The sequence below is a fragment of the Shewanella woodyi ATCC 51908 genome (genome assembly GCF_000019525.1).
GTDB classification, from domain to species: Bacteria; Pseudomonadota; Gammaproteobacteria; order Enterobacterales; family Shewanellaceae; genus Shewanella; species Shewanella woodyi.
In genome coordinates, this window is sequence record NC_010506.1 from 5027853 (window position 1) to 5049336 (window position 21484).

Sequence of the window (21484 nt, forward strand, 5' to 3'; positions counted from 1 at the left end):
CTCGATGGCAGAAGGAAGTATACAGATGATCAAACTCGGCATAGTGATGGATCCCATCAGTGAGATCAATATTAAGAAAGACTCTAGTTTTGCCATGTTACTCGCAGCGCAAAGCCGTGGCTATGAGCTCTTCTATATGGAGATGAAAGATCTCGCTATGGTTAATGGTAAAGCCATGGCAACCATGCGAAGTTTGAGTGTTCAGCAAGATGAAAACAACTGGTTTGAACTGGGCGAATCTGTCGATACTCCACTCGCCGACCTTGATGTGATCTTGATGCGCAAGGATCCCCCTTTCGATACCGAGTTTATCTATGCAACCTATATGCTTGAACGAGCTGAAGAGGCAGGCGTACTTATTGTCAATAAGCCCCAAAGCCTGCGTGATGCCAATGAAAAACTCTTTACAGCTTGGTTCTCAGAGTTTACCCCTGAAACCATAGTGACTCGAGACGAGAAGCGGATCCGTCAGTTCTATCAAGAGAAGAAGGACATCATCATCAAGCCGTTAGATGGCATGGGTGGCAGTTCAATATTTAGAGTAAAAGAAAAGGATCCTAACTTAGGTGTGATTATTGAAACCTTAACTAACCATGGTCAGCAATACACTATGGTGCAGGGTTTTATTCCCGATATCACCTCAGGTGACAAACGTATTTTAGTGGTTGATGGTGAGCCAGTGCCTTACTCACTTGCACGTATTCCACAAAAAGGTGAGACCCGTGGTAATTTAGCTGCTGGCGGACGCGGCGTTGCACAGCCTCTATCTGAGAGCGACTGGAAAATAGCACGCACTATCGGCCCAGAGCTAAAGAAACGTGGACTCATATTTGTTGGGTTAGATGTGATAGGTGACAAGCTTACCGAGATAAATGTCACTAGCCCAACCTGTATCAAAGAGATACAAGCAGCGTTCGATGTCGATATTACAGGCATGCTAATGGATGCTATCGAAGCTCGCATTAAATCGGCATAAAGGCACATTCAATGACACTAACACGTTCCCTTTTTACCGGTTTGGCTCTCCTATCTAGTGCCCTATTGGGTATTGCCCACGCTAATGACGATAGTCCAGGCCTAACCATGATGGGAACGACACCTAGTGTTCCTAAGAATATTGTTATTATGATTGGCGATGGTATGGGCCCTGCCTATACCAGTGCTTACCGCTACTACAAAAATAACCCTGATACAGAAGAGATTGAACAGACTGTCTTCGATAGATTACTCGTCGGCAGCGCCAGTACATATCCGGCTAAAATCAGCGGTTATGTAACAGATTCAGCAGCAGCGGCAACCGCACTGGCGACAGGAATTAAATCATATAATGGTGCCGTATCTGTCGATATCCATAAGCGGCCAATAACAACCATTATGGAGCAAGCCAAAAAGCGAGGACTTGCAACAGGTATTGCGGTCACATCACAGATTAATCATGCAACGCCAGCGGCTTTCCTTACTCATAATGAGAGCCGTCGAAATTATGATGAGATAGCAAAAAGCCTATTAAATACTGATACTGATGTGATGCTAGGTGGAGGGAAAAGGTATTTCCCAGCTAAGCTAATTCAGCAGTTCGAAGCTAAAGGCTATCAGTATCTTTCTGATTTTTCCCAACTAGAAACAGCGAGTTCACCTAAGGTAATCGGCCTGTTTGCTGACGTACAGCTACCTTGGGCTATCAATGAAAGAGGCGCCCACAAGCTGAGTAAGATGACCAGTAAGGCACTGGAGCTCTTATCTAAAAACCAAGATGGATTTGTACTGCTGGTTGAAGGCAGCCTTATCGATTGGGCTGGGCATAATAATGATATTGTGACAGCAATGGCTGAGATGGATGAATTTGCTAATGCCATTGAGGTTGTTGAGCAGTATGCCCGCCAACATAACGATACCTTAATGTTAGTGACTGCCGATCATAATACCGGCGGCTTAAGCATAGGAGCGGAAGGGGAATATATTTGGAAAACAGATATCATCAATGGTGTGTCAACTAGCCCAGATGTGATAGCTACGCGCGCGCTCAAATACGATGATTGGCAAACAAAAGTCAGTGATGCTCTAGGCTTTAAGTTAAGTCAGAATGAAGAGACTCAACTCTCGCTAGCTCGCATGCAGGGAGTAGAAGTAATGACTACCGCTATTAAAAATTTGATAGATACACGTTCATTTACAGGCTGGACAACTGGAGGGCACACTGGAGTTGATGTACAAATATTTGCGTCAGGTCCCGCTTCAACTCTCTTCAGTGGTTTTCAAGACAACACAGATATCGCCAATAAGCTGATGAGCCTACTCCCCAAAGAAGCTAAAGTGGTGAATCAAGTCAAACAATCATCAACTATCGATAAGAGGGTTGAAGTTAATGACATTGAAGTAAACGAGCCTGTCGTTGATACACCTACGCTCAATAACTAACACAATTAAAAGCTAACACTGTCAATCAACTGGGGACTAGGGCTTTACTATACACAATAGTAAAGCCGAAACATTCACTAGCTCCCCAGCTTACCTAGTTGCGGGATCTGCTCTGCAGGCCACACCCGACTCGTCTCAATCCTGTTCAAAATCTGAAAAATCTTATCTTCATCCAAAGGTTTAGAGTAGAGATACCCCTGTGCTAATTCACAGCCCATCTCAGCTAGGCAATCAGCCTGCTCCTGTACCTCTATCCCCTCAGCAACCACAGTCCTTCCTAAGTTATGGGCGAGATCGATTACCGTACTCACAATATGTGAATCCACACTTTCATTGAGTACTTCTGAGGTGAAGCACCTATCTATCTTTAAAACATCGAAGGGAAGTTGTTTCAGATAGCTCAAAGATGAGTAACCAGTACCAAAATCGTCAATCGCGATACGCACGCCTAACTGCTTCAGAGACTTCATCGATGACATAGCCAGATCCACCTGCTCAATCACACTCTCCTCCGTCACTTCCAGTAGCAGACTTTGTGGAGGAAGTTCGTACTTGGCCAAAATATGCTGAACCAAGGGGATTAAACCTGGATCCATATAGTGCTTAGCAGAAAGGTTCACCGCAAGGTAAAGATCATTCCACCCCTGTTTTCGTAGGCGGGATAACATAGCCCCCCCCTCCTCCAACACATAGTTTCCCACTTGGATGATCGCCTCACTATTTTCAATGTTCGGTATAAAATCTCCCGGCATAATTAAGCCCCGCTGAGGGTGGAACCAACGAATAAGAGCTTCAAAACCTTTAAGCTTTGCATCAGGAAGTCCAACAATAGGTTGCAGAAACAGAGATAACTGTCTCTCCTCAATAGCCGCACCTATATCTTGTTCAATCATAAGTTTGTTGTTCGCTTTAAGCAGCATATCTTCAGTAAAGACACGATAATTACTACGTCCAGCGTCTTTAGCCTGATACATGGCTAAATCAGCATACTTAATAAGTTCGTCCGCCCTAACATTCATACTCTTGCAATAAGCAACACCGATACTGGTCGTCACGATTAACTTATGATTCCCTAAGGCGACTGGCTGCTGCAATGCAGAAAATATCTTATGGATCACCTTGCGAACATCTTGATCTGAACGTATCCCTCTAAGCAAGATAAGGAACTCATCCCCTCCTTGCCTAAATACCGTGTCCATCGCTCTGACACTATTGTTGAGCCTAGTTGCCACTATTTTTAATAACTCATCACCTTGTGTATGACCTAAGGTGTCATTAATACGTTTAAACTCATCTAAATCTAGATACATCAAAGCAACTTGATCATGAATACGGCCCACACAGGCGATGGTTTTATTAAGCTCATGCATCAACATCGCTTTATTAGGAAGGCCTGTCAGGGCATCTAGCATCGCCAGTCTCTCTAACTCGGCTGTGTACTCATCAACTTCTAACTCAAGATGCTGAAGTCTATCCGCAAGTTGATGAGTTGCGCTGTTTATCTGATCCACCTCATCAATAAAGAATGATGCTCTTTTAGGAGATTGTTGCTTCAAAATCTCAAAATCATGTTCTGCAAGCAGTGGCAACATGCTGGCATGTCGACTTAAACTAACCACTGGGCTCCAGGCCACTAATATGACTAAAAAACCAGATAAGAGCAGCGATATCAGCAAGGTGCCTAACATACTCTCTTGAAATTCATTCAGGAGTAGCTGCCAACTGTTGATATTATTGATCACCAGTATCGAGGGGGAATTAGGGGTCTGGGCTAACGGAAATATCCAGATAGCGGAATACTCATTATTAACTTCATAAACCCCACCTTTATTGGCAATGTGTTCCCATGAGAAATATTCAGCCGCTTGCTCTAATAGGGGAAGGCTAGTACGTTTATTACTTAAGCTATATAGCTCTCTAGCCCAATAATTACGACCTACGGGAACATCTAACTTGGGGCCTAACACAGCTAGCTCAAAGGTTTCATTAACCCTAAATATTGACAAAATATCCGTGAGTTCTAACTCCAAAAATAGCAAGAAGGGATCGCCATTAATTAAATTTGGCACTAATACTTGAATAACACATTCATGATGACAAACTATCCGCCAATGTGGCTCGACACTAACAGGACTTGTCTCAAACCATTGAAGGTCTTCGGAATCAATCACTTTTCCTGCATGGGCTAACACCTCTCCAGAGGGAGACATTAGACGCATAGAGCCTAACTCCCAATAGAGCTGAATATCAGGCCATCGATTATCCAGCATCTTCTGATATTGGCTTATATCCGTTGTTACGCTCCTCTCTTCACTTATCAATAAGGCTATCTGCTGTGCTGCTATCAGTGAATTATCGACGGTAAGAGAGATAGCACTATCAAGGTTTTGAGATAATTGATTTCTTTGAGTTTCAAGAAGGTAACTCTGCTGGTTGAGCAGTTGGCGGAAGGTAAATGCCCCTAATATGCCTCCCAAGATGGTAAACATCATTAAGACAGCCACCAAAAGCTTCCATTTTAGACTAACAAAAAAAGTTCTACCGTCGGGCGCAGTCATCGACTTACCACTGGAATCGATATGATACTTGCAGAGCAAACATAGACCAATTTTTTGCCTGCACAGAAGGGTTGGGGTATACCACAGGAGTGACCCAAGAGGCTCCTTCAACTTGGTGATACTCTACCGCTAAAAGCCAATCATGACTGGGAAACCAACGTGCTCCTATGGTCCAGTCATTGGAATAAGCAAAATAGGCAGGAATACCTGTACTATTCTCATAATCCTGCCCATCTTTATCATCAGCATTATCAATATGTTTATCGAATCGAATAAATAGCTCTACCTCATGGGGCAGATAGGTACGAAAATCTAGGTAATAACCTAAACTCGGCTCCTTAAGCTCACCAAACTGTTCAGGAAAAACCAAGCCATTAATAATCCTATCACCAGTTAAGTACTCACCGGTTAACTCAAAGTTCTGATATCTAAACTGTCCGGAGAACACCCAATTGATCAACTGAATATCTCCAGGAAAGTAATTGCCACTCATTGGAGCGGCGTAACTCACCTCTGCATCATAATAGGTTACCCCCAGACGCATATAGTTATTTTGAAACTCTATATCGGCAGCATAATAATGCTCAGAATCGAACTCCCCTAATTCAGTTCCCCCCATAACATTACGTTCTAAATCTTCAGTAACATCCACTTTCCCAAAAGCAAGGTGCCAATCCAGTGTCCCATCAAAGATTTGATGTACACCAAATAGATCGCCTCCCTCTATGTGCAGTTGAGCATCCCTGAAATAGTCACTATATATTGACTGAGGCAACATGATACTGGGGCGAGTAAAGGGCACATCACGGGTACTAGAGTAAAAGCCCGCTTCATTTTTAAATAAACCTCCGCGAACCCCCAAAGTTTCATCACCAAAATGATAGGTATATTCAGCGAATAGATAGTCAAACTTCACCTTTGAATCGTAGAGCTCCCCCCACTGCCTAAAACTAAGTGCACTGGCAACTCTAAAGTGCTCCATTGGCTTCCATGAAACACCAAAAGCTGCTTCAGTAATATCGAAAGCATGATCATCACTCCCCACTATAAACTGGGTATCATCGGCAACCATAGCTCCTTGTCCTATAAAGCCATTAAACTGCAGTTCCGATGCAGAGGCTATTGACCATGTACTGAGTAAAATAAGTGAGGCAAAGAACCTAACGAGTATAGACATACAAAACTCCCGTTACTGATGCCGTATTACTGATGTAACCGATAGCACCTGGAGTTTGTAAAATTAACTGTTTCATCTCAGCCTCAGATCTTAAAATTTGCGGTCTCTCCCCTGTGCCGGAAAAGACCAAACGGTCCCAGCGCCTTTGCAACATATAGGGCATCATATCCAGCTGCTGAAAGCAGAACTCCTTATGTAGCTCTGAACTTGGATGAAGGATGAAAACATGGATCTTATTACCATCTGGCCAATAAGTTTTCTGCATAGAAAAGATGAGCCTTAGCTCTTTTGCGGGAAGGGGAAAATCAACTGCAGAATCGTTCACTATCACTTGTGCCGCAATCGAGTGGGCACAGAAAAGGTAAAACAGTAACATCCATGTAGCCAATAGGCGCATTCAAGGGTCTCCTACATTAATACGTTCGCCATAAACTCCATGGCCTTACCTAATACCAACACATACTTTAGCCAGTTCTTAATCGCTCTCAACTAAAGCTTAGGCAAAGAAATCCTATGTCGCTTGAATATTTACATAATCTATTTTAGTTTTTATCTCATTCAATCATATTCAAAACTCTTCAACTTCCTTCAACCTATAAAAAGGTAATAAGACCTTCAGCTAAAAAGCGATTAAAAGATTTACCTCTTCGCTATCAGCCCAGTAACCACTTGGGCTATACCAAGTAATCACCATATTGTGATATTACAGCTGTCAGTTAAAGAGACGAGCTACCACTTAAATTCTCCCTCCACAAAATCACACAAACAGTAACAATTACGTTTGAAATACAGAGCCATTTAAATCTATTACTATCGCTATCCATTTTTGCGATATAATTGCCGACAAACTTAATCAAACGTGATCGTCAGTGCTAACTAATCCATCTCAACTTATTCTTAAGAATAGCGACCTTTTTACCAGCCAAAATGTATTAGTTCTCAATTGTGAAGGCGATCTGTTACCTAAACAACTGCTTGAGAGCGCCTCTTGTGTGACGACCCTCTCATTGGACTTCCATCACCACTTAGTAATGAGTCAGCACAGCTCACCTAATTTGACCCTGCATTTTGGTCATCAACTCCCCAACGCCGATCAAACATTCGATAGTGTGATCATCTACTACCCCAAAGCTAAAGCCTTGGCTGGATACTTACTTAATCTTGCAGGGCAACACCTAAAAGCAGAGGGCGAATTAATCGTTGTAGGAGAGAATAAAGGTGGAGTGAAATCAATTGTTAAACAGATACCTGACTACTTCGACACACCTTTTAAACGCGATAATGCCAGACACTGTCTACTTTTTACTAGCCAACTCACTCAAAAAGCACCAAGTATTAAGCTAAGTGACTGGGTAAACAGCTATCAACTTGATACTCCTCAAGGCGAACTCACCATCTGTAATTTAGTCGGGGTATTCAGTGAGAAACGACTCGATGAAGGAACAAAGCTACTGCTCTCTCACCTACCAAGATTATCGAGAAGGGTGTTAGATTTCGGTTGTGGAGCAGGTGTCATTGCAGCGGCGCTGCTTAAGGCCCAACCAGAGCTAGAGATAGAGTGTGTGGATATCAATGCTATGGCACTAAAGTCCTGCGAACTAACACTCGAGGCGAATAACTTTACAGCGAAAGTCTACGCATCGGATGGTTTGTCCCAGACTCAAGGACATTTTGACGACATTATCTCTAACCCTCCTTTTCATGATGGGTTAAAAAGCACCACAGATATCGCCAAAAGCTTTGTAAAGGAAAGTGCACAAAAGTTAAAAAGTGGTGGAGGCTGGCATATTGTTGCAAATCGTCACTTACCCTACAGCGACACAATTAATGAATTTTTCGGCCAGGTGAATGTGCTAGCAGAAAACAACAAATACAAGATTTATTCAAACAAAATAAACCAAAAATAGACGAACGAACTATAATTTCGAGTGGCAGCAAAATCCAGTGCCACTCTGGCTTTTCTCCTGCTTTTCTAAAATCACTTCTATTATAAAATAAACAAGTTAGATTGGATCACTTTTCAGCTTGTTAAGCCTTCTAAGGCTAAACTTTATACTGTTATACTCGGATCAGAAATAATAAAAATAACAGATCACCACAAACGGAATTATATATGTTGGCTCCAGAACTCATTGAATTAAGTGTTGATAATAAATTTGCTGAATTTAAGGTGATCCCCAATACTCATGGCCCTATTTCAGAAAGTGCCGTTATGGCTCTTTTAGCCTTACCTGAATTCAGTCAGCTGCATCCATTAGAGAATATTATTGAAAAAGCGATCACTCAGGTTAATCAGCTATGCGAACAGGAAGATGGCCAATTCGAGCAGTTTTTCAAGATAGCAGAACGTATCGATGGGCAGATAAACGTAAAAATTGCCGAAGATAAAATGTCGGCAAAAATGGAGCTAACAGCGCCTTGGGGTGGAGAGAAGGTCACTATTCAAGGGATCCTTCAAGCATTAAAGGCCAGCAACGTCTGCATGGGTTTGAGTAAAATAAAGATACAAGCATTACTCAAAGAGCTATCAAGAAAGCAAGCTGGCGAAACCTGTGAATGTGTTATTGCGACAGGAAAGCAGAGCATCAATGGAGACAACGCCTCGATAGAGAGAAAGGTCCCTCTTGCCAGAGAAAGACTACTACAACCGCAAGAGAGAGAGGATGGCACTGTCGATATGCACAATTTAGGCTCTGTCATCATGGTCGATCCCCAAGATCTGCTTATTGTTAAACACCCAGCGACAGAGGGAACAAGCGGTTACAATATCCATGGAGAGATTTTAGAGCCTGTTCCTGGAAAAGATCTCCAGCTTATCCCTGGCAATGGAACTGAACTTTCAAGCAGCAATCCCAACCATCTTATCGCCAGTGTTTCTGGTCAGCCTGTTGAGACAAAAACAGGTATGCAAGTCGATGATGTGCTGAATATTAAGGATGTTGATGTCGGCTATGGAAATGTTGACTTTAAGGGCAGTATTCTCGTCACAGGCGATGTCCATGAAGGCATGGTAGTAAAAAGCACTGGTGACATTACCGTAATGGGTTTCGCTGATTCAGCAACACTCATTGCTGATGGAGATGTCATTGTCAGTAAAGGGATTATAGGCAGACAGCTCAAAGAGAAAGAGCTATCAACCAAAATTAGAGCGAAAGGACAGATCTGCGCACAATTCATTCAATATTCAGATCTCGAGGCTGAGGGAGAGATCTTAGTTACCAAACAGCTACTCCACAGCTATACCAAGACTAAACAAACGCTCACAGTCAGCGATCCAAATGGGCGACGAGGCGATCTGGTTGGCGGTATTGCTAAGGCTGATAAATCGGTGATTGCCGTGACCATAGGTGCTACAGCAGGAACTAAAACTGAGATATTCTGCGCCATGAGACAAAACGAGCTTAAGGAGAGATCAAAAGAGTTAGATCAGAGCATTAAAGCTATGGTCGTGACGAGCCTAGATCTCGAAGCAAGGATGCGCAAACTTCCACCAAAGAGTGAATGGCAAGGCGATGAGATGATGGTTGAGCAGGTACAGATGATGCTGGAAGAAAAAGCAGAGCTTGCCACTCGCCGTGTGAGGGAAGAAGCAGAATTTGGGCAACTACAAGGTGAAATAGAGAATTACTACCGTGAATGCCATGTTGAAGCCCATAAACATATCTTTGCCAACGTAGAGCTGCATATCGGACAAGCCTTTAATCGTACCCAACGTGAACACGGCACTTGCATGGTTTTTAACCAAGGCAAAGAACTCACATTTGATTACGAAACCAAGCATTAACCCTTATTACGAAACTAAACATTAAACCCTTAAGTGCGGATACAAACGTGTGTCCGCTCGCATCCCCCCAAGTTTCCATGCATAATCTGCTGCTATATCTCAACTCATATCATGCTAAGAGAACATAGTGGAACTATTAAGAATCGATTGTTTAGGAAAGGAGCTAAGGTTAGAGGGCTCGATGGCTGGCTGGCAACAGCTCTTTTGGGGTGGTGAGCTAGTATCAGTTAAACAAGCATCGGCTGATAATGAAGGTCTGAAAAATCATCAATTTGAACTCAGATCGCAACCAGCTGAAATCGACTCGAATCAAGCAGTATCTGCCGACTCTATTACATCAACAGAGCAAGTAAAAACGATCCTTGTTAACCTTGAAATCGATCTCCAATGGCAACCTTTTAATCTCGACTATCGTTTAATTGTTGACGATAACATTGTCACCACAGGAACAAGAAACAGTAAAGACATTGAGCGCCAAACGCCTGTAAATCCCATTGAAGTGAAGCGTCAATTTAGTCTTGTAGGCCTAGCTTCCTTAGGGTTTAAGCTGCTTAAAAGTGCAAAAGTTATTAAGGTTGTACTGGCAGGTGCCAGTGTCGCAGCATACTCCTGGCTATTCTCTTTCCAATTTGCACTAGCCCTTATCGCCTGTCTTGTTTTTCATGAATATGGCCATATTCGAGCCATGAAATATTTCGGCATGAAAACCAAAGGGATCTACCTTATCCCCTTTATGGGAGGTCTAGCGCTCAGCGATGAAAAGATCAACACCCGCTGGCAAGATGTGGTGATATCCATCATGGGACCCACCTTTGGTCTCTTGATGTCAGTGATGGCCTTAGTGGCTTTCTGGATAACAGATAATCCCTTTTTTGCTGGTTTAGCCGCCTTCAATGCGCTACTCAACCTCTTTAACTTGCTACCGATTTTGCCATTGGATGGCGGCCATATATTAAAGAGTGTTAGTTTCTCCATGAACAGTATTATGGGGTTAGCAGCCTGTGTTGCTGGCGCAGCTATTGGGGTTTACATCAGCTACACCTTAGGATTAGCCCTGTTAGGTTTCTTACTATTAATCGGCAGTGCAGAGATTGTTTTTGAGTGGAAGACTCGCCATCAGAGCCACCTACTTCCACTAGACAGATATGGCCAAATATTCTCAACCATTTGGTACCTACTAACTGTTGGCTCCTTGATTGGCATTATCTGGTACTTAGCTGGAACCGGTGACGATATGCTGAGCTTGCCGTTACAGATATTACAGAGTTAAGTCTAAATAATATTAGCGCCCTTCGGGGCGTTTTATTTAGCTAATAAAGCAATAAAATCACACAAGTCACCTCCCCTAAAACCCCTCTTACTGAAATTTTTCAACCAGCTCCTCATAGCCAACTAATATTAAAGCCACAACAGCTAAATTGTTTTATCCCAATGAAACATCTATAGATTTAACCTAAATAATCATTTATGTTAAAAAATAAACAGATCAGGATATAAAACCAATAAGAAAGGGATAGCCAGAATAATAGTGCGAACCAACGGCTATATTCCGACACCTCCCCTTAATATCCCGGAAATGGCCAACATAAGGTCACCAAGTACTTATTTTCCCTGATCCACATATAACCAATCATTACCGGAGAGATGATAATGCGAAATTCAATCTTAATCGGATGCGGTGTTCTTGTTGCTGCATGCGGTGACAAAGCTCCCGACATCCCCCCTCCTGAATCTCGGCCAGCAAAATTAATGACGGTAACAGTCAGTGGTGAAGCCGAAAAACGTAGCTTTCCTGCCTTGGTCGTCGCCGACGACAGTGCCGTACTGACCTTCAGAGTTCCTGGGCAGTTAAAACAGATGCAGGTAAAAGCTGGTATGCAGGTAACAGCAGGCCAAACCTTAGCGGTGCTAGATCAGCAGGAGCTCAAACTGCAACTCGCCCAAGCTCAAGCCAGCTATGATCTGGCTAAAGTTCAATTTGAGCGTACTGCTGGTTTACGCAAAGATTTTGTCGTTTCTGAGCAAGATTATGAGCAAGCTGAATCTAAACTCAATGAGGCGATCGCTAACCGAGATCAAGCCTTTGCAAACCTTGGCTATGCCACCTTACATGCTCCCTATGACGGTGCAATCTCATTAAGACATAAAGAGAACCACGAGTATGTTGCAGCTAATGAACCTGTAATGAACATACAGACCAGTGACATAGTCAACGTCTCTTTCCAACTGCCAGAGCGGCTAGCAGGGCAGATAAATCGTAAGCAACAAACCGCCATTGCCGATATTGTTTTTGATACCTATCCGGATAAGACCTTCAGCGCCATGCTTAAGCAGATAGATACTGAGGCCGATCGAAAAACTGGTAGCTATAAGGTCACACTCACACTAAAACGTCCTGAAAATGTGAATGTCCTCCCTGGCATGTCCACAACCGTTATTGTGCCTATCAAAGCTGCAGTTAGCTCTCTCATCCCTAAATCGGCTCTACTCAAAGGAAATACCGATCAACATAGAGTATGGCAAGTAGGTGAAGATGGACGAGTTAGCGAGTCATTAATCACCTTGAATGACGACCGCTTAATAGGCGGATTACAAGATGGTGATGTGATCGTACTTTCAGGTGTTGAGTACCTCAATGAGGGCGATAAAGTCACTCCTTGGGTTAAGGAGCGAGGACTATGAAGCATTCCCAATATCTTACACTCAAGCTGCTCTTTGCAACCTTGCTACTTTCCGCTTGTAACAATCAGCCAAAGCTCAACACAATTGCCGACCCTGTTGTCACTATGATGACAATCAACGAAGTCGCCCCGTCCCCCCGAATGCAGTTTCCCGCCGTTGCGGCAGCTGCAGACAGATCTGAGCTGGCCTTTAGAGTCTCTGGGGAGATAACCCAAATTAACGTCAAACCCGGAGATATGGTTAAGAAAGATCAAGTGCTGGCATCTTTAGATACAACCGATTACCAACTCTCACTCGATGATGCAAAAACCCGTTATAAACTAGCTCAAAGTCAATTCAGCCGCGCCGCTAAATTAGTAAAAACAGGCTCATTGGCAAAATCACAATATGATGAGCTAAAAGCTCAGCGAGATATTGCCAAGGCAGATCATGATCTAGCCGCCCTTAAATTGAGCTATACCAAACTGTTAGCTCCATTCGACGGCGTAGTATCTCGAGTCCCAGCCTTAGCTTTCGAAGTCGTTGGAGTAGGCCAAAGCATCATGAATATTCACAACATCTCCGATGTGGATATCAAGATTCAGGCAGCAGATATCATCTATGTTAATCACAGTAACCGAGAGTCAGAGGAAACCTTAGCGGAGGTCGACCCCCGTGTCGTACTAGATGATGGCAAAGAGTACCGTCTAACAATGAAGGAGTTCACCGTAGAGCCAGATCCCGTATCTGGTGCATTTATGGTGACGTTAACCATGCCAATGCCCAAAGACAGAATCATTCTTGATGGCATGAGCGTAGATGTGAACGCCAGTGGTGAAGGTTTACTTGCCTACAACGCAGGAGCGATGGAGATCCCAATTGAAGCAGTATTTAATGCCGACGGTGATTCTCTCGATGCAAGTGAGCAATATGTCTGGCTCTTAGATGATGAGAATAGAGTTCATAAACAAAAAATAGAGGTAGAGAAACTGACACCAACAGGCATTAGAGTCACCAATGGGATCGCCAAGGGCGAGCGTTTGGTTACCTCTGGAGTCAACAAACTGGTCGATGGACAGCTGGTTATCATCAAGGGCGAGGAAAATAGATCATGAAACAGAATATCGCCACATACTTCATAAAAAACAGCGTAATAAGCTGGATGATGACACTGATTTTTCTTATTGGTGGCACAGTCTCATTCTTTGGCCTCGGAAGGTTGGAAGATCCCGCTTTTACCATTAAAGATGTCATGATCGTCACCGCTTATCCCGGGGCGACACCTCAACAGGTCGAAGAGGAGGTAAGCTACCCTCTAGAAAAAGCAGTCCAACAACTGGTCTATGTCGACAAGGTACAGTCGATCTCAAGCCGAGGCCTGTCGCAAATAACCGTTAGCATGAAAAACAATTATGGCCCAGACGATCTCCCTCAGATCAAAGATGAGATGCGCCGTAAAGTCAATGACATCAAAGAGACTCTACCACCTGGGGTCAATACACCTCAGGTTTTAGATGATTTTGGTGATGTTTATGGCGTCCTACTTGCCGTCACTGGTGATGGTTACGCTTACTCAGAGCTCAAAGATTATGTCGACTACTTAAGGCGAGAACTTGAGCTCGTAGATGGCGTGGGCAAAGTACAGGTATCAGGCGTTCAACAGGAGCAGGTCTTTATCGAAATTTCGATGCAGCGGCTCAGTAACTTAGGGATCTCTCCTCAAACACTGTTTCAACTGCTCGAAACCCAGAATACTGTCACCAACGCCGGTGCAATCCGCATCGGTAGTGAATATATCCATATTCAAACCACAGGGGAGTTCCAGTCGGTACAGGAACTTGGCAACCTTATCATCAACAACTCAGGTACTGAGGGGTTAATATACTTAAGAGATGTTGCTGATATTAAGAGAGGTTATCAGGAGGTCCCCTCTAATCTAGTGACCTACAACAACAGACTCGCGCTCAACCTAGGGATCTCCTTTGCAAATGGAGTCAATGTTGTTGAGATAGGAAAAAGTGTCGATCGAAGGCTAGATGAGCTGAGAGAATTTCAGCCCATAGGTATCGATATTGGCCGAGTTTACAATCAACCTTCTGAGGTCGATGGCTCTGTACAAGGCTTTGTCGTCAGTCTAGGTGAAGCCGTTGCGATCGTTATCGTAGTGCTTTTACTGTTTATGGGCTTAAGATCTGGCCTGTTGATCGGTTTAATTCTTCTATTAACCGTATTAGCCACCTTTATCTTTATGCGGTATTTCAATATTGACCTGCAAAGGATCTCCCTTGGGGCACTGGTGATCGCATTGGGAATGCTGGTAGATAACGCCATTGTCGTCGTCGAAGGTATCTTAGTCGGCCTTAAAAAAGGTCGCACACGCTTAGAAGCTGCTTCCGATATCGTTACCCAAACACGTTGGCCTCTTCTGGGCGCAACCGTAATAGCCGTGACAGCTTTTGCGCCTATTGGTCTATCGGATGATGCCACCGGTGAGTACTGTGGCACCTTATTCTCTGTGCTATTAATCTCACTAATGATGAGCTGGTTTACCGCCATTACTCTGACGCCATTTTTCGCCAACCTATTTTTCAAAGAGGAGCCAGCAAGCGATAATGATCAAGAGTACGATCCCTATCAAGGTGTCATATTTGTCATCTATAAGCGCTTTTTAGAGCTCTGTATTCGCCGAGCTTATCTCACCTGTGCAGTGCTCATTGTCGCATTAGTCAGCTCAATCTATGGCTTTAGCTTTATCAAACAGGCTTTCTTCCCCTCCTCCACCACTCCAATGTTTATTGTCGATATCTGGATGCCAGAAGGCACAGATATCCATGCGACATCGGAGAAACTGGCTGAGCTAGAAAACTGGATGCTAAAGCAAGATGAGATCGAATATGTCACCACCAGCTCTGGTGCGGGTAATCAGCGATTTATGCTGACCTATACGCCGGAAAAAAGTTACTCGGCCTACGGTGAGCTTATTGTCCGCACAGACAGTTATCAGAGTGTCTTACCTAACATGGAAAAGATACGTACAGAAATGAACAAGAACCATCCAGAGATTCAATACAAACTCAAACGGGTGGAATTAGGTCCATCAGCGGGCTCTAAAATTGAAGCGAGAATTATTGGTTCAGATCCACAAGTTTTACGCACCATAGCGGCGCAATATGCCGCCGTGATCAAAGCCGATCCTCAAGCTGTTAATATTCGTCATGACTGGCGTGAGCGTACTAAGTTAATTGAGCCTCAATTTAACGAGAGTCAAGCCAGACGTTACGGCATTACTAAGCAAGATGTCGATAACCTGCTAGAGATGACCTTTTCTGGGCGCTCAGTAGGGCTATATCGAGACGGTACCTTGCTAATGCCTATTGTTGCTAGGCTACCTCAAGAGGAGAGAGTCGATGTAAATACTATCGAGGGAATTAAGATCTGGAGCCCATCGCTGCAACAGTATGTTCCTCTGCAACAGGTCACACTAGGTTACACCATGGCCTGGGAAGATCCCATCATAGTGCGTAAAAACAGAAAACGTATGTTAACAGTAGCCGCAGATCCCGATCCTCTTGGCGACGAGACCGCCGCCAGCTTACAGGCAAGGATCCAGCCTCTGATCGAGCAGATAGAGCTTCCAAAGGGATACTCTCTGGAGTGGGGCGGTGAATATGAGTCTTCAGGAGATGCACAAGCATCTCTATTCAGCTCGCTGCCTATGGGTTATCTGTTTATGTTTTTAGTCACCATATTGCTATTTAACTCGGTCAAAGACTCGTTAATTGTCTGGATGACTGTCCCATTGGCGATTATCGGTGGTACTGCTGGCCTTCTGGCACTCAATACACCATTTGGGTTTATGGCGCTGCTGGGATTCCTTAGCCTAACAGGGATGTTGATTAAAAACGGCATAGTCTTAGTCGATCAGATCAATATCGAGCTCAAAGAGGGTAAAGACGCCTATCAAGCTGTTGTCGATGCAGCGGTGAGCCGTGTTAGACCAGTGTGTATGGCAGCCATCACTACCATACTGGGTTTGCTGCCACTGCTCCCTGATGTGTTTTTCCGTCCCATGGCGGTCACCATCATGTTCGGTCTTGGCTTCGCAACGGTCCTAACATTGATCGCCGTCCCGGTGTTTTATCGCTTAGTTTACAGGGTGGAATGCCCAACGAACTAATCACAATAAGCTTTGGCCTAGGCTGGCACGAATATCTCGCTTCCCGAATATTTGTGCTGGCCTTTTGTGACTCAGTAACAGACATTGAGCATTTCGATAAGACAGGGAAAACCCAATACGAGGGAGAGGAGAAATAGAAAAAATTGATCATCATTCAGGCATAAAAAAACCTGCTCGAGGGCAGGCTTTTCTATTTTAATTGGTACCGGAGGACGGACTTGAACCGTCACGCTCGAAAGCAACGGATTTTGAATCCGTCGTGTCTACCAATTCCACCACACCGGCATCATTAAATAGACTTACTAATATCCTGAGGAGCTCAGTAAGTGATGGCGATTATACCTTTGCCGCCGATAATGGCAAGCCTTTAAAAGCCATAAATATACTAACTGAGTACTTTTCACTCTTATAACTTGCCGTTTGCTTATAACATAAGCTCAATGCTTATCTGGCATACCTAAAAAGCAAAACGCTAACATCAGCTATCTGTAACAACTCAAACACGATCAAGCTCAAACTTTTAGCAATAACCACCCAAGCCATTAACTATTCCATTGGTTTTATTGATCGAGATCAGCTTACACAGGCTTAAACAAAGCTAATTTAGAGAAAAGCGAATATTTTGAAAGAGGACTTCACCATGGCTTTCTGGCTAGATCTAATGTTTGGTAATCCCATAGGGCTTCTATCTATGATAGTTATCTTCTGCACTATAGGGATAATGTCATATTTGATGTGGATGTTTATTCAAAAGTCCAAACCTGAATAGTTTTCGATGAAAAAGCGTAGCCAATTCGCTTTTTCTAATGCAAAGGGGCCCTGCAATTAGCAAGAGCCCCTATTTTTATGTCAGTTTTACTTCAAAGCTTCATCAATATTAAGCAGCGTGCTTACGCGGGCTAACCATATTGTTTGCAAAAGTAGGTCTGGCCTTTATCAAGTTTTGCATCTCCTCCTGACTAGGCTCGCCCACTGGCAGTCTCAATACCTGACGATTCAGGTAGGTTCTAGCCCGCATAGAGATCTTATAGTCTGCTGTAGGGCCTTGAATGGCGTAATGCTTCTGATTACCTAAGCTTTCAATGATATTCGCTGCCAAGAGGCTTTTAACTGCAGGCTCACCTTGAGGTAAGGTTAATATGGTTTCACCTTGAAGAAAAAACTCCCTTAATAGCGCACGTTCTGCTGGATCTAACAATCTCACTTTCTCTTCAATCACTTCAATGATACGTTTACCTTTAAGGTATGTAATTGCTTCATCAAGAAAGTAGTTCAATACCTGAGTTAGCAGGTATGCGACACCGATAATGAGGCCCAAACCAATAAAGTGTGCATTAGCCGTCACTGCAGTATCGAGATTTAGCATCTGCAATAGAGATTTCGGCATAAAAAGAAGCGCACCACTCACTATCGCCAACCATAACATTAGATTAAAGCTCAGCTGTTTAGAGCTTAATTGCTTAACATTTTTAGATTTAAGTACCTGCATATACAGACCTAGTGTCAATAAACTGAACAGGCCTAAATCCAAGCAATATTGGTGCCATAAATATCAATTAATATAAGATTGACAATATTTCTACTTTTTTATTTGTTTATAACAGATTGAAAGCAACGTTAAGCGAATTATCCGTCTATGCTTATAACAATAAAAATTCGCACATTCTAAGCAGTTGTGAAATATTGAGCTAAGAGATCTCTTTCAAAGCGCAAGAAAAGGATTAATGCAGAAATTCACTGGCCAGCTAATTCATAGCCCTATGGGTTTTAAGCTAACGCTATCAATTATTATTTTTAGCTCGTTAATCACCATATTAACAACTGGCTTTCAACTCGTAAGTGACTATAAAAGCGATGTCGATAGGATCGACCGACAATTTGACAACATAGAGAAAGTGAACCTAGATGTGTTAGCTGCTAGCATCTGGGTGATAGATGAGCGTCTTATCAACACTCAACTTCATGGCCTTATTCAGCTTCCCGACATCACCTATATCTCAATCAATGATGATAGCGGTCAGGAATGGATTGAAGGAGAGCCATCACTGGAAAATACGATAGAGAGAACCTTTGATCTCTCGTACCGCTCTGGAAATGAGCAGATCCCTGTAGGTACTCTTCTTATTCAAGCAGACCTCAAAGCTGTGTATGACAAGCTGTTAGATCGCGCCATTATTATCTTACTCACTAATGCGATAAAAACCTCTATTGTCGCTGGATTCATACTCTTCCTTATCTGGTATATGGTTACCCGTCATCTGCACCGTTTAAGCCAGTACTGTCAAAATATCGACCTTGATTCCCCTTTCGAACCATTAAGTTTCGAGCAAAGCGAAAATAAGAATGATGAGTTTCGTCAAGTTTCCCTCGCCATTAACACCATGCAGCAACAGTTAAGGGCCTCCTTCTCCGATATCAAGCGTTCTAAACAGGAGCTGCAAGATGCCCTCACAGATAGAGAAAGGTTATTAGCACTGGAAACCAGCTATAAAGAGGAGCTTTCTAGTCAGGTTAAGGAAAAAACTCAAGAACTTGAGCAATCGGTTTTAGTTTTAAAACGCGCACAAGAGGTGTTAGTTGAGCAGGAGAAGATGGCGGCGCTCGGTGGCCTAGTCTCCGGAGTTGCTCATGAGATAAACACTCCCATAGGAATATGCTTAACGGCCGCCAGCTCACAACTTAATCATATCGATGAACTGATAAAAGTCATTCACAGTGAACATGCCACCTTAGAGGAGTTAAACTCTATTCTAGAGGAGCATCAGGTAAGTTGTGAGCTCATTGTCAACAACATTACCCGTGCTAGCAGCCTCATTCAAAAATTCAAAACAGTGGCGGCTCAACAGAGTCAGGAGGAGAAGCGCAGCTTTAATCTCCAACAAGAACTGGTAGATAGCCATGAATCAGTCAAAGTGCTGTTTCCCGAAATTAAGGTAGAGCTCCAACTGGATCTGAACCCAGCTCTCTGCATTAAAACGAACCATAACCTGCTAAAGCAGATCATCACCAATGTTCTTTCTAATGCTTACTCGCATGCCTTTAAGCATGTTGACACGCCTGTGATTAATATTAAGGCCCAACTGGATGATCAGCAGCTTAATATCTTTATTCAGGACAATGGCTCTGGTATCAATGAAGAGGATTCAACTCGTATTTTTGAACCTTTCTTTACCACATCACGACATAAAGGTGGGACAGGCTTGGGTCTGTCCGCAGCCTTTAATGCAACCACTTTACTTAAAGGTGGCATTAAATTGGTCAAGAACTCTGAATTAGGCGGAGCCTGTTTCCATATTGATTTCCCCGTGGATGAGGGAGAAGAGGAACAAGTTGACTCAGATATCTTTTTCGAAAACTTAGATTAGTACCAAACACAAGCCCTACTCATAGCATTAAAGTAGGGCTTAACAAGATGACTAACGATTCAAATACTTTTCACAAGTTAATGAGCAGATAGCTAAGATAACCCCAGCCGCCTTCTCCATAGATTCAACACAAATATATTCATGTTTCCCATGAAAGTTATGCCCACCGGTAAAGATGTTCGGACAAGGTAGCGCCATATAGGAAAGCCTAGCTCCATCGGTACCGCCTCTGATAGGCTTAACTAACGGCGTGATACCTTGTGAGGTTATCGCCTCTTTAGCAATATCGACAACATGCGGGTGAGGGATAATCTGCTCCTTCATATTAAAATAACTGTCTGTTATCTCAATCTCTAAGCTGCCCACCACCAGATCAGCGTTATAACTGTTTACCCGCTCTGTTAGCCAGCGCTTTCTTTGTTCGAAAATATCGATATCGAAATCCCGAATAAGGTAAGTTAATTCAGCTTCCTCTGTTTGTCCTTGCATATTCACAAGATGGAAGAAACCATCATAGTCCTTACTGCCTTCTGGTGTATCTTGCAGAGGCATTTTAGCGTGAAAACGCGCCGCCATGGTCTGCGCATTCACCATCACACCGTAGGCTGTCCCTGGGTGACAGTTATTACCTTTAGCCCGGATCACTGCCGTTGCAGCATTAAAATTCTCGTACTCAAGCTCCCCTAACTCCCCACCATCTATGGTATATGCCCACTGTGCACCAAAGCCCGGAACATCAAAGTGACCGGCTCCTCGACCTATCTCTTCATCCGGTGTAAAACAGAGTCGAATCTCTCCGTGAGGGATCTCAGGATGCTCAATAAGATGAGCTAGGGCTGTAATAATTTCGGCTATTCCAGCCTTATCATCGCCACCTAACAGAGTGGTTCCATCTGTAGTGATAAGGGTTTGGCCAACATAATTAAGCAGACTTGGAAACTGCTCAGTACTCAGTAGATCACTGTCACCCAGCAGAATATCTTCCCCGTCGTAGTTTTCAATAATTTGCGGAGTTATATTAGCGCCGCAGAAGTCAGGAGCTGTATCAAGGTGAGCGATAAAGCCAATACAGGGCACGCCATCAACTGTTTTTGGAACACTCGCAGTCAAATAACCTAAATGGCTTAACTCAACGCGCTCAAACCCAAGCTGTTCAAGTTCCTGCTTTAAAATAACAGCAAATTCAAGCTGCGAGTCACTGCTCGGAGAGCGAGTATTACTAGCCTTAGACTGAGTATCAATCTTTATATAACGTAGAAAACGCGTTAATAATGCTTGTCTCATAACGGGGTGACCTAAAGTAAAAAGTGGCCAGATTCTAACAAGGCAGTCATCACAATCATT

At 43.4% G+C, this 21484-nt stretch carries 15 protein-coding genes and 1 tRNA gene; 10 read left to right on the plus strand and 6 right to left on the minus strand.

The genetic code is table 11. The features are described from left to right. Positions 1-25: 25 nt before the first annotated feature. Positions 26-976 (plus strand): glutathione synthase, encoded by a 951-nt coding sequence (gene gshB, locus SWOO_RS21205; protein ID WP_012326720.1) that lies wholly within the window; start codon positions 26-28, stop codon positions 974-976. Between the two features lie 11 nt (positions 977-987). Next, positions 988-2418 (plus strand): alkaline phosphatase, encoded by a 1431-nt coding sequence (locus tag SWOO_RS21210; protein WP_012326721.1) that lies wholly within the window; start codon positions 988-990, stop codon positions 2416-2418. A gap of 77 nt (positions 2419-2495) precedes the next feature. Here the strand turns inward: SWOO_RS21210 and SWOO_RS21215 are convergent, their stop codons facing one another. The 3 genes from SWOO_RS21215 to SWOO_RS21225 are packed head-to-tail and all read right to left on the minus strand — an operon-like array spanning position 2496 to position 6550. Continuing rightward, the gene (locus SWOO_RS21215; protein ID WP_229377260.1) at positions 2496-4922 is read right to left on the minus strand and encodes a putative bifunctional diguanylate cyclase/phosphodiesterase; all 2427 of its coding nucleotides are present in this window, start codon (positions 4920-4922) and stop codon (positions 2496-2498) included. Positions 4923-4980: 58 nt separating this feature from the next. Then, complete coding sequence (locus SWOO_RS21220; RefSeq protein WP_012326723.1) at positions 4981-6153, minus strand: hypothetical protein; 1173 nt, start codon at positions 6151-6153, stop codon at positions 4981-4983. Further along, a complete protein-coding gene (locus SWOO_RS21225; RefSeq protein ID WP_012326724.1) occupies positions 6137-6550 on the minus strand; it encodes a type 2 periplasmic-binding domain-containing protein in 414 nt (137 codons plus the stop codon). The genes SWOO_RS21220 and SWOO_RS21225 overlap by 17 nt, the downstream gene beginning before the upstream one ends. Before the next feature lie 472 nt (positions 6551-7022). Between SWOO_RS21225 and SWOO_RS21230 the strand changes: the two genes are divergently transcribed. From SWOO_RS21230 to SWOO_RS21255, 6 genes are all read left to right on the plus strand, one after another. Continuing rightward, entirely contained in the window at positions 7023-8060 is a 1038-nt protein-coding gene (locus SWOO_RS21230) for a methyltransferase (protein ID WP_012326725.1), read from the plus strand. Positions 8061-8266: 206 nt separating this feature from the next. Continuing rightward, a complete protein-coding gene (locus SWOO_RS21235; RefSeq protein ID WP_012326726.1) occupies positions 8267-9937 on the plus strand; it encodes a DUF342 domain-containing protein in 1671 nt (556 codons plus the stop codon). Positions 9938-10064: 127 nt separating this feature from the next. Next, complete coding sequence (locus SWOO_RS21240) at positions 10065-11207, plus strand: site-2 protease family protein (protein ID WP_012326727.1); 1143 nt, start codon at positions 10065-10067, stop codon at positions 11205-11207. A gap of 380 nt (positions 11208-11587) precedes the next feature. Then, a complete protein-coding gene (locus SWOO_RS21245; RefSeq protein ID WP_012326728.1) occupies positions 11588-12619 on the plus strand; it encodes an efflux RND transporter periplasmic adaptor subunit in 1032 nt (343 codons plus the stop codon). Beyond that, complete coding sequence (locus SWOO_RS21250) at positions 12616-13713, plus strand: efflux RND transporter periplasmic adaptor subunit (protein ID WP_012326729.1); 1098 nt, start codon at positions 12616-12618, stop codon at positions 13711-13713. Before SWOO_RS21245 ends, SWOO_RS21250 begins: the two co-directional genes overlap by 4 nt. Next, on the plus strand, positions 13710-16775 hold the full coding sequence (locus SWOO_RS21255; RefSeq protein WP_012326730.1) for an efflux RND transporter permease subunit: 3066 nt from the start codon (positions 13710-13712) through the stop codon (positions 16773-16775). The genes SWOO_RS21250 and SWOO_RS21255 overlap by 4 nt, the downstream gene beginning before the upstream one ends. 200 nt (positions 16776-16975) lie before the next feature. Here the strand turns inward: SWOO_RS21255 and SWOO_RS21260 are convergent. After that, a tRNA-Leu gene (locus SWOO_RS21260) sits at positions 16976-17060 on the minus strand. Positions 17061-17415: 355 nt separating this feature from the next. Here SWOO_RS21260 and SWOO_RS26130 point away from each other — a divergent pair. After that, complete coding sequence (locus SWOO_RS26130; protein WP_012326731.1) at positions 17416-17544, plus strand: DUF3149 domain-containing protein; 129 nt, start codon at positions 17416-17418, stop codon at positions 17542-17544. A gap of 108 nt (positions 17545-17652) precedes the next feature. Here the strand turns inward: SWOO_RS26130 and SWOO_RS21265 are convergent, their stop codons facing one another. After that, positions 17653-18264: a superinfection exclusion B family protein gene (locus SWOO_RS21265; protein WP_012326732.1), complete on the minus strand. Its 612-nt coding sequence runs from the start codon at positions 18262-18264 to the stop codon at positions 17653-17655. Positions 18265-18499: 235 nt separating this feature from the next. Between SWOO_RS21265 and SWOO_RS21270 the strand changes: the two genes are divergently transcribed. After that, a complete protein-coding gene (locus SWOO_RS21270; protein ID WP_012326733.1) occupies positions 18500-20140 on the plus strand; it encodes an ATP-binding protein in 1641 nt (546 codons plus the stop codon). A 51-nt stretch (positions 20141-20191) separates the two neighbouring features. On the opposite strand, the gene pepT is transcribed toward SWOO_RS21270, so the two are convergent. Continuing rightward, complete coding sequence (gene pepT, locus SWOO_RS21275) at positions 20192-21424, minus strand: peptidase T (protein WP_012326734.1); 1233 nt, start codon at positions 21422-21424, stop codon at positions 20192-20194. Positions 21425-21484 lie beyond the last annotated feature (60 nt).

Coding starts and splice junctions, on each gene's coding strand:
- gshB (WP_012326720.1), top strand. CDS start 26: ATGATCAAACTCGGCATAGTGATGGATCCCATCAGTGAGATCAATATT.
- SWOO_RS21210 (WP_012326721.1), top strand. CDS start 988: ATGACACTAACACGTTCCCTTTTTACCGGTTTGGCTCTCCTATCTAGT.
- SWOO_RS21220 (WP_012326723.1), bottom strand. CDS start 6,153: ATGTCTATACTCGTTAGGTTCTTTGCCTCACTTATTTTACTCAGTACA.
- SWOO_RS21225 (WP_012326724.1), bottom strand. CDS start 6,550: ATGCGCCTATTGGCTACATGGATGTTACTGTTTTACCTTTTCTGTGCC.
- SWOO_RS21235 (WP_012326726.1), top strand. CDS start 8,267: ATGTTGGCTCCAGAACTCATTGAATTAAGTGTTGATAATAAATTTGCT.
- SWOO_RS21245 (WP_012326728.1), top strand. CDS start 11,588: ATGCGAAATTCAATCTTAATCGGATGCGGTGTTCTTGTTGCTGCATGC.
- SWOO_RS21250 (WP_012326729.1), top strand. CDS start 12,616: ATGAAGCATTCCCAATATCTTACACTCAAGCTGCTCTTTGCAACCTTG.
- SWOO_RS21255 (WP_012326730.1), top strand. CDS start 13,710: ATGAAACAGAATATCGCCACATACTTCATAAAAAACAGCGTAATAAGC.
- SWOO_RS26130 (WP_012326731.1), top strand. CDS start 17,416: ATGGCTTTCTGGCTAGATCTAATGTTTGGTAATCCCATAGGGCTTCTA.
- SWOO_RS21265 (WP_012326732.1), bottom strand. CDS start 18,264: ATGCAGGTACTTAAATCTAAAAATGTTAAGCAATTAAGCTCTAAACAG.
- SWOO_RS21270 (WP_012326733.1), top strand. CDS start 18,500: ATGCAGAAATTCACTGGCCAGCTAATTCATAGCCCTATGGGTTTTAAG.
- pepT (WP_012326734.1), bottom strand. CDS start 21,424: ATGAGACAAGCATTATTAACGCGTTTTCTACGTTATATAAAGATTGAT.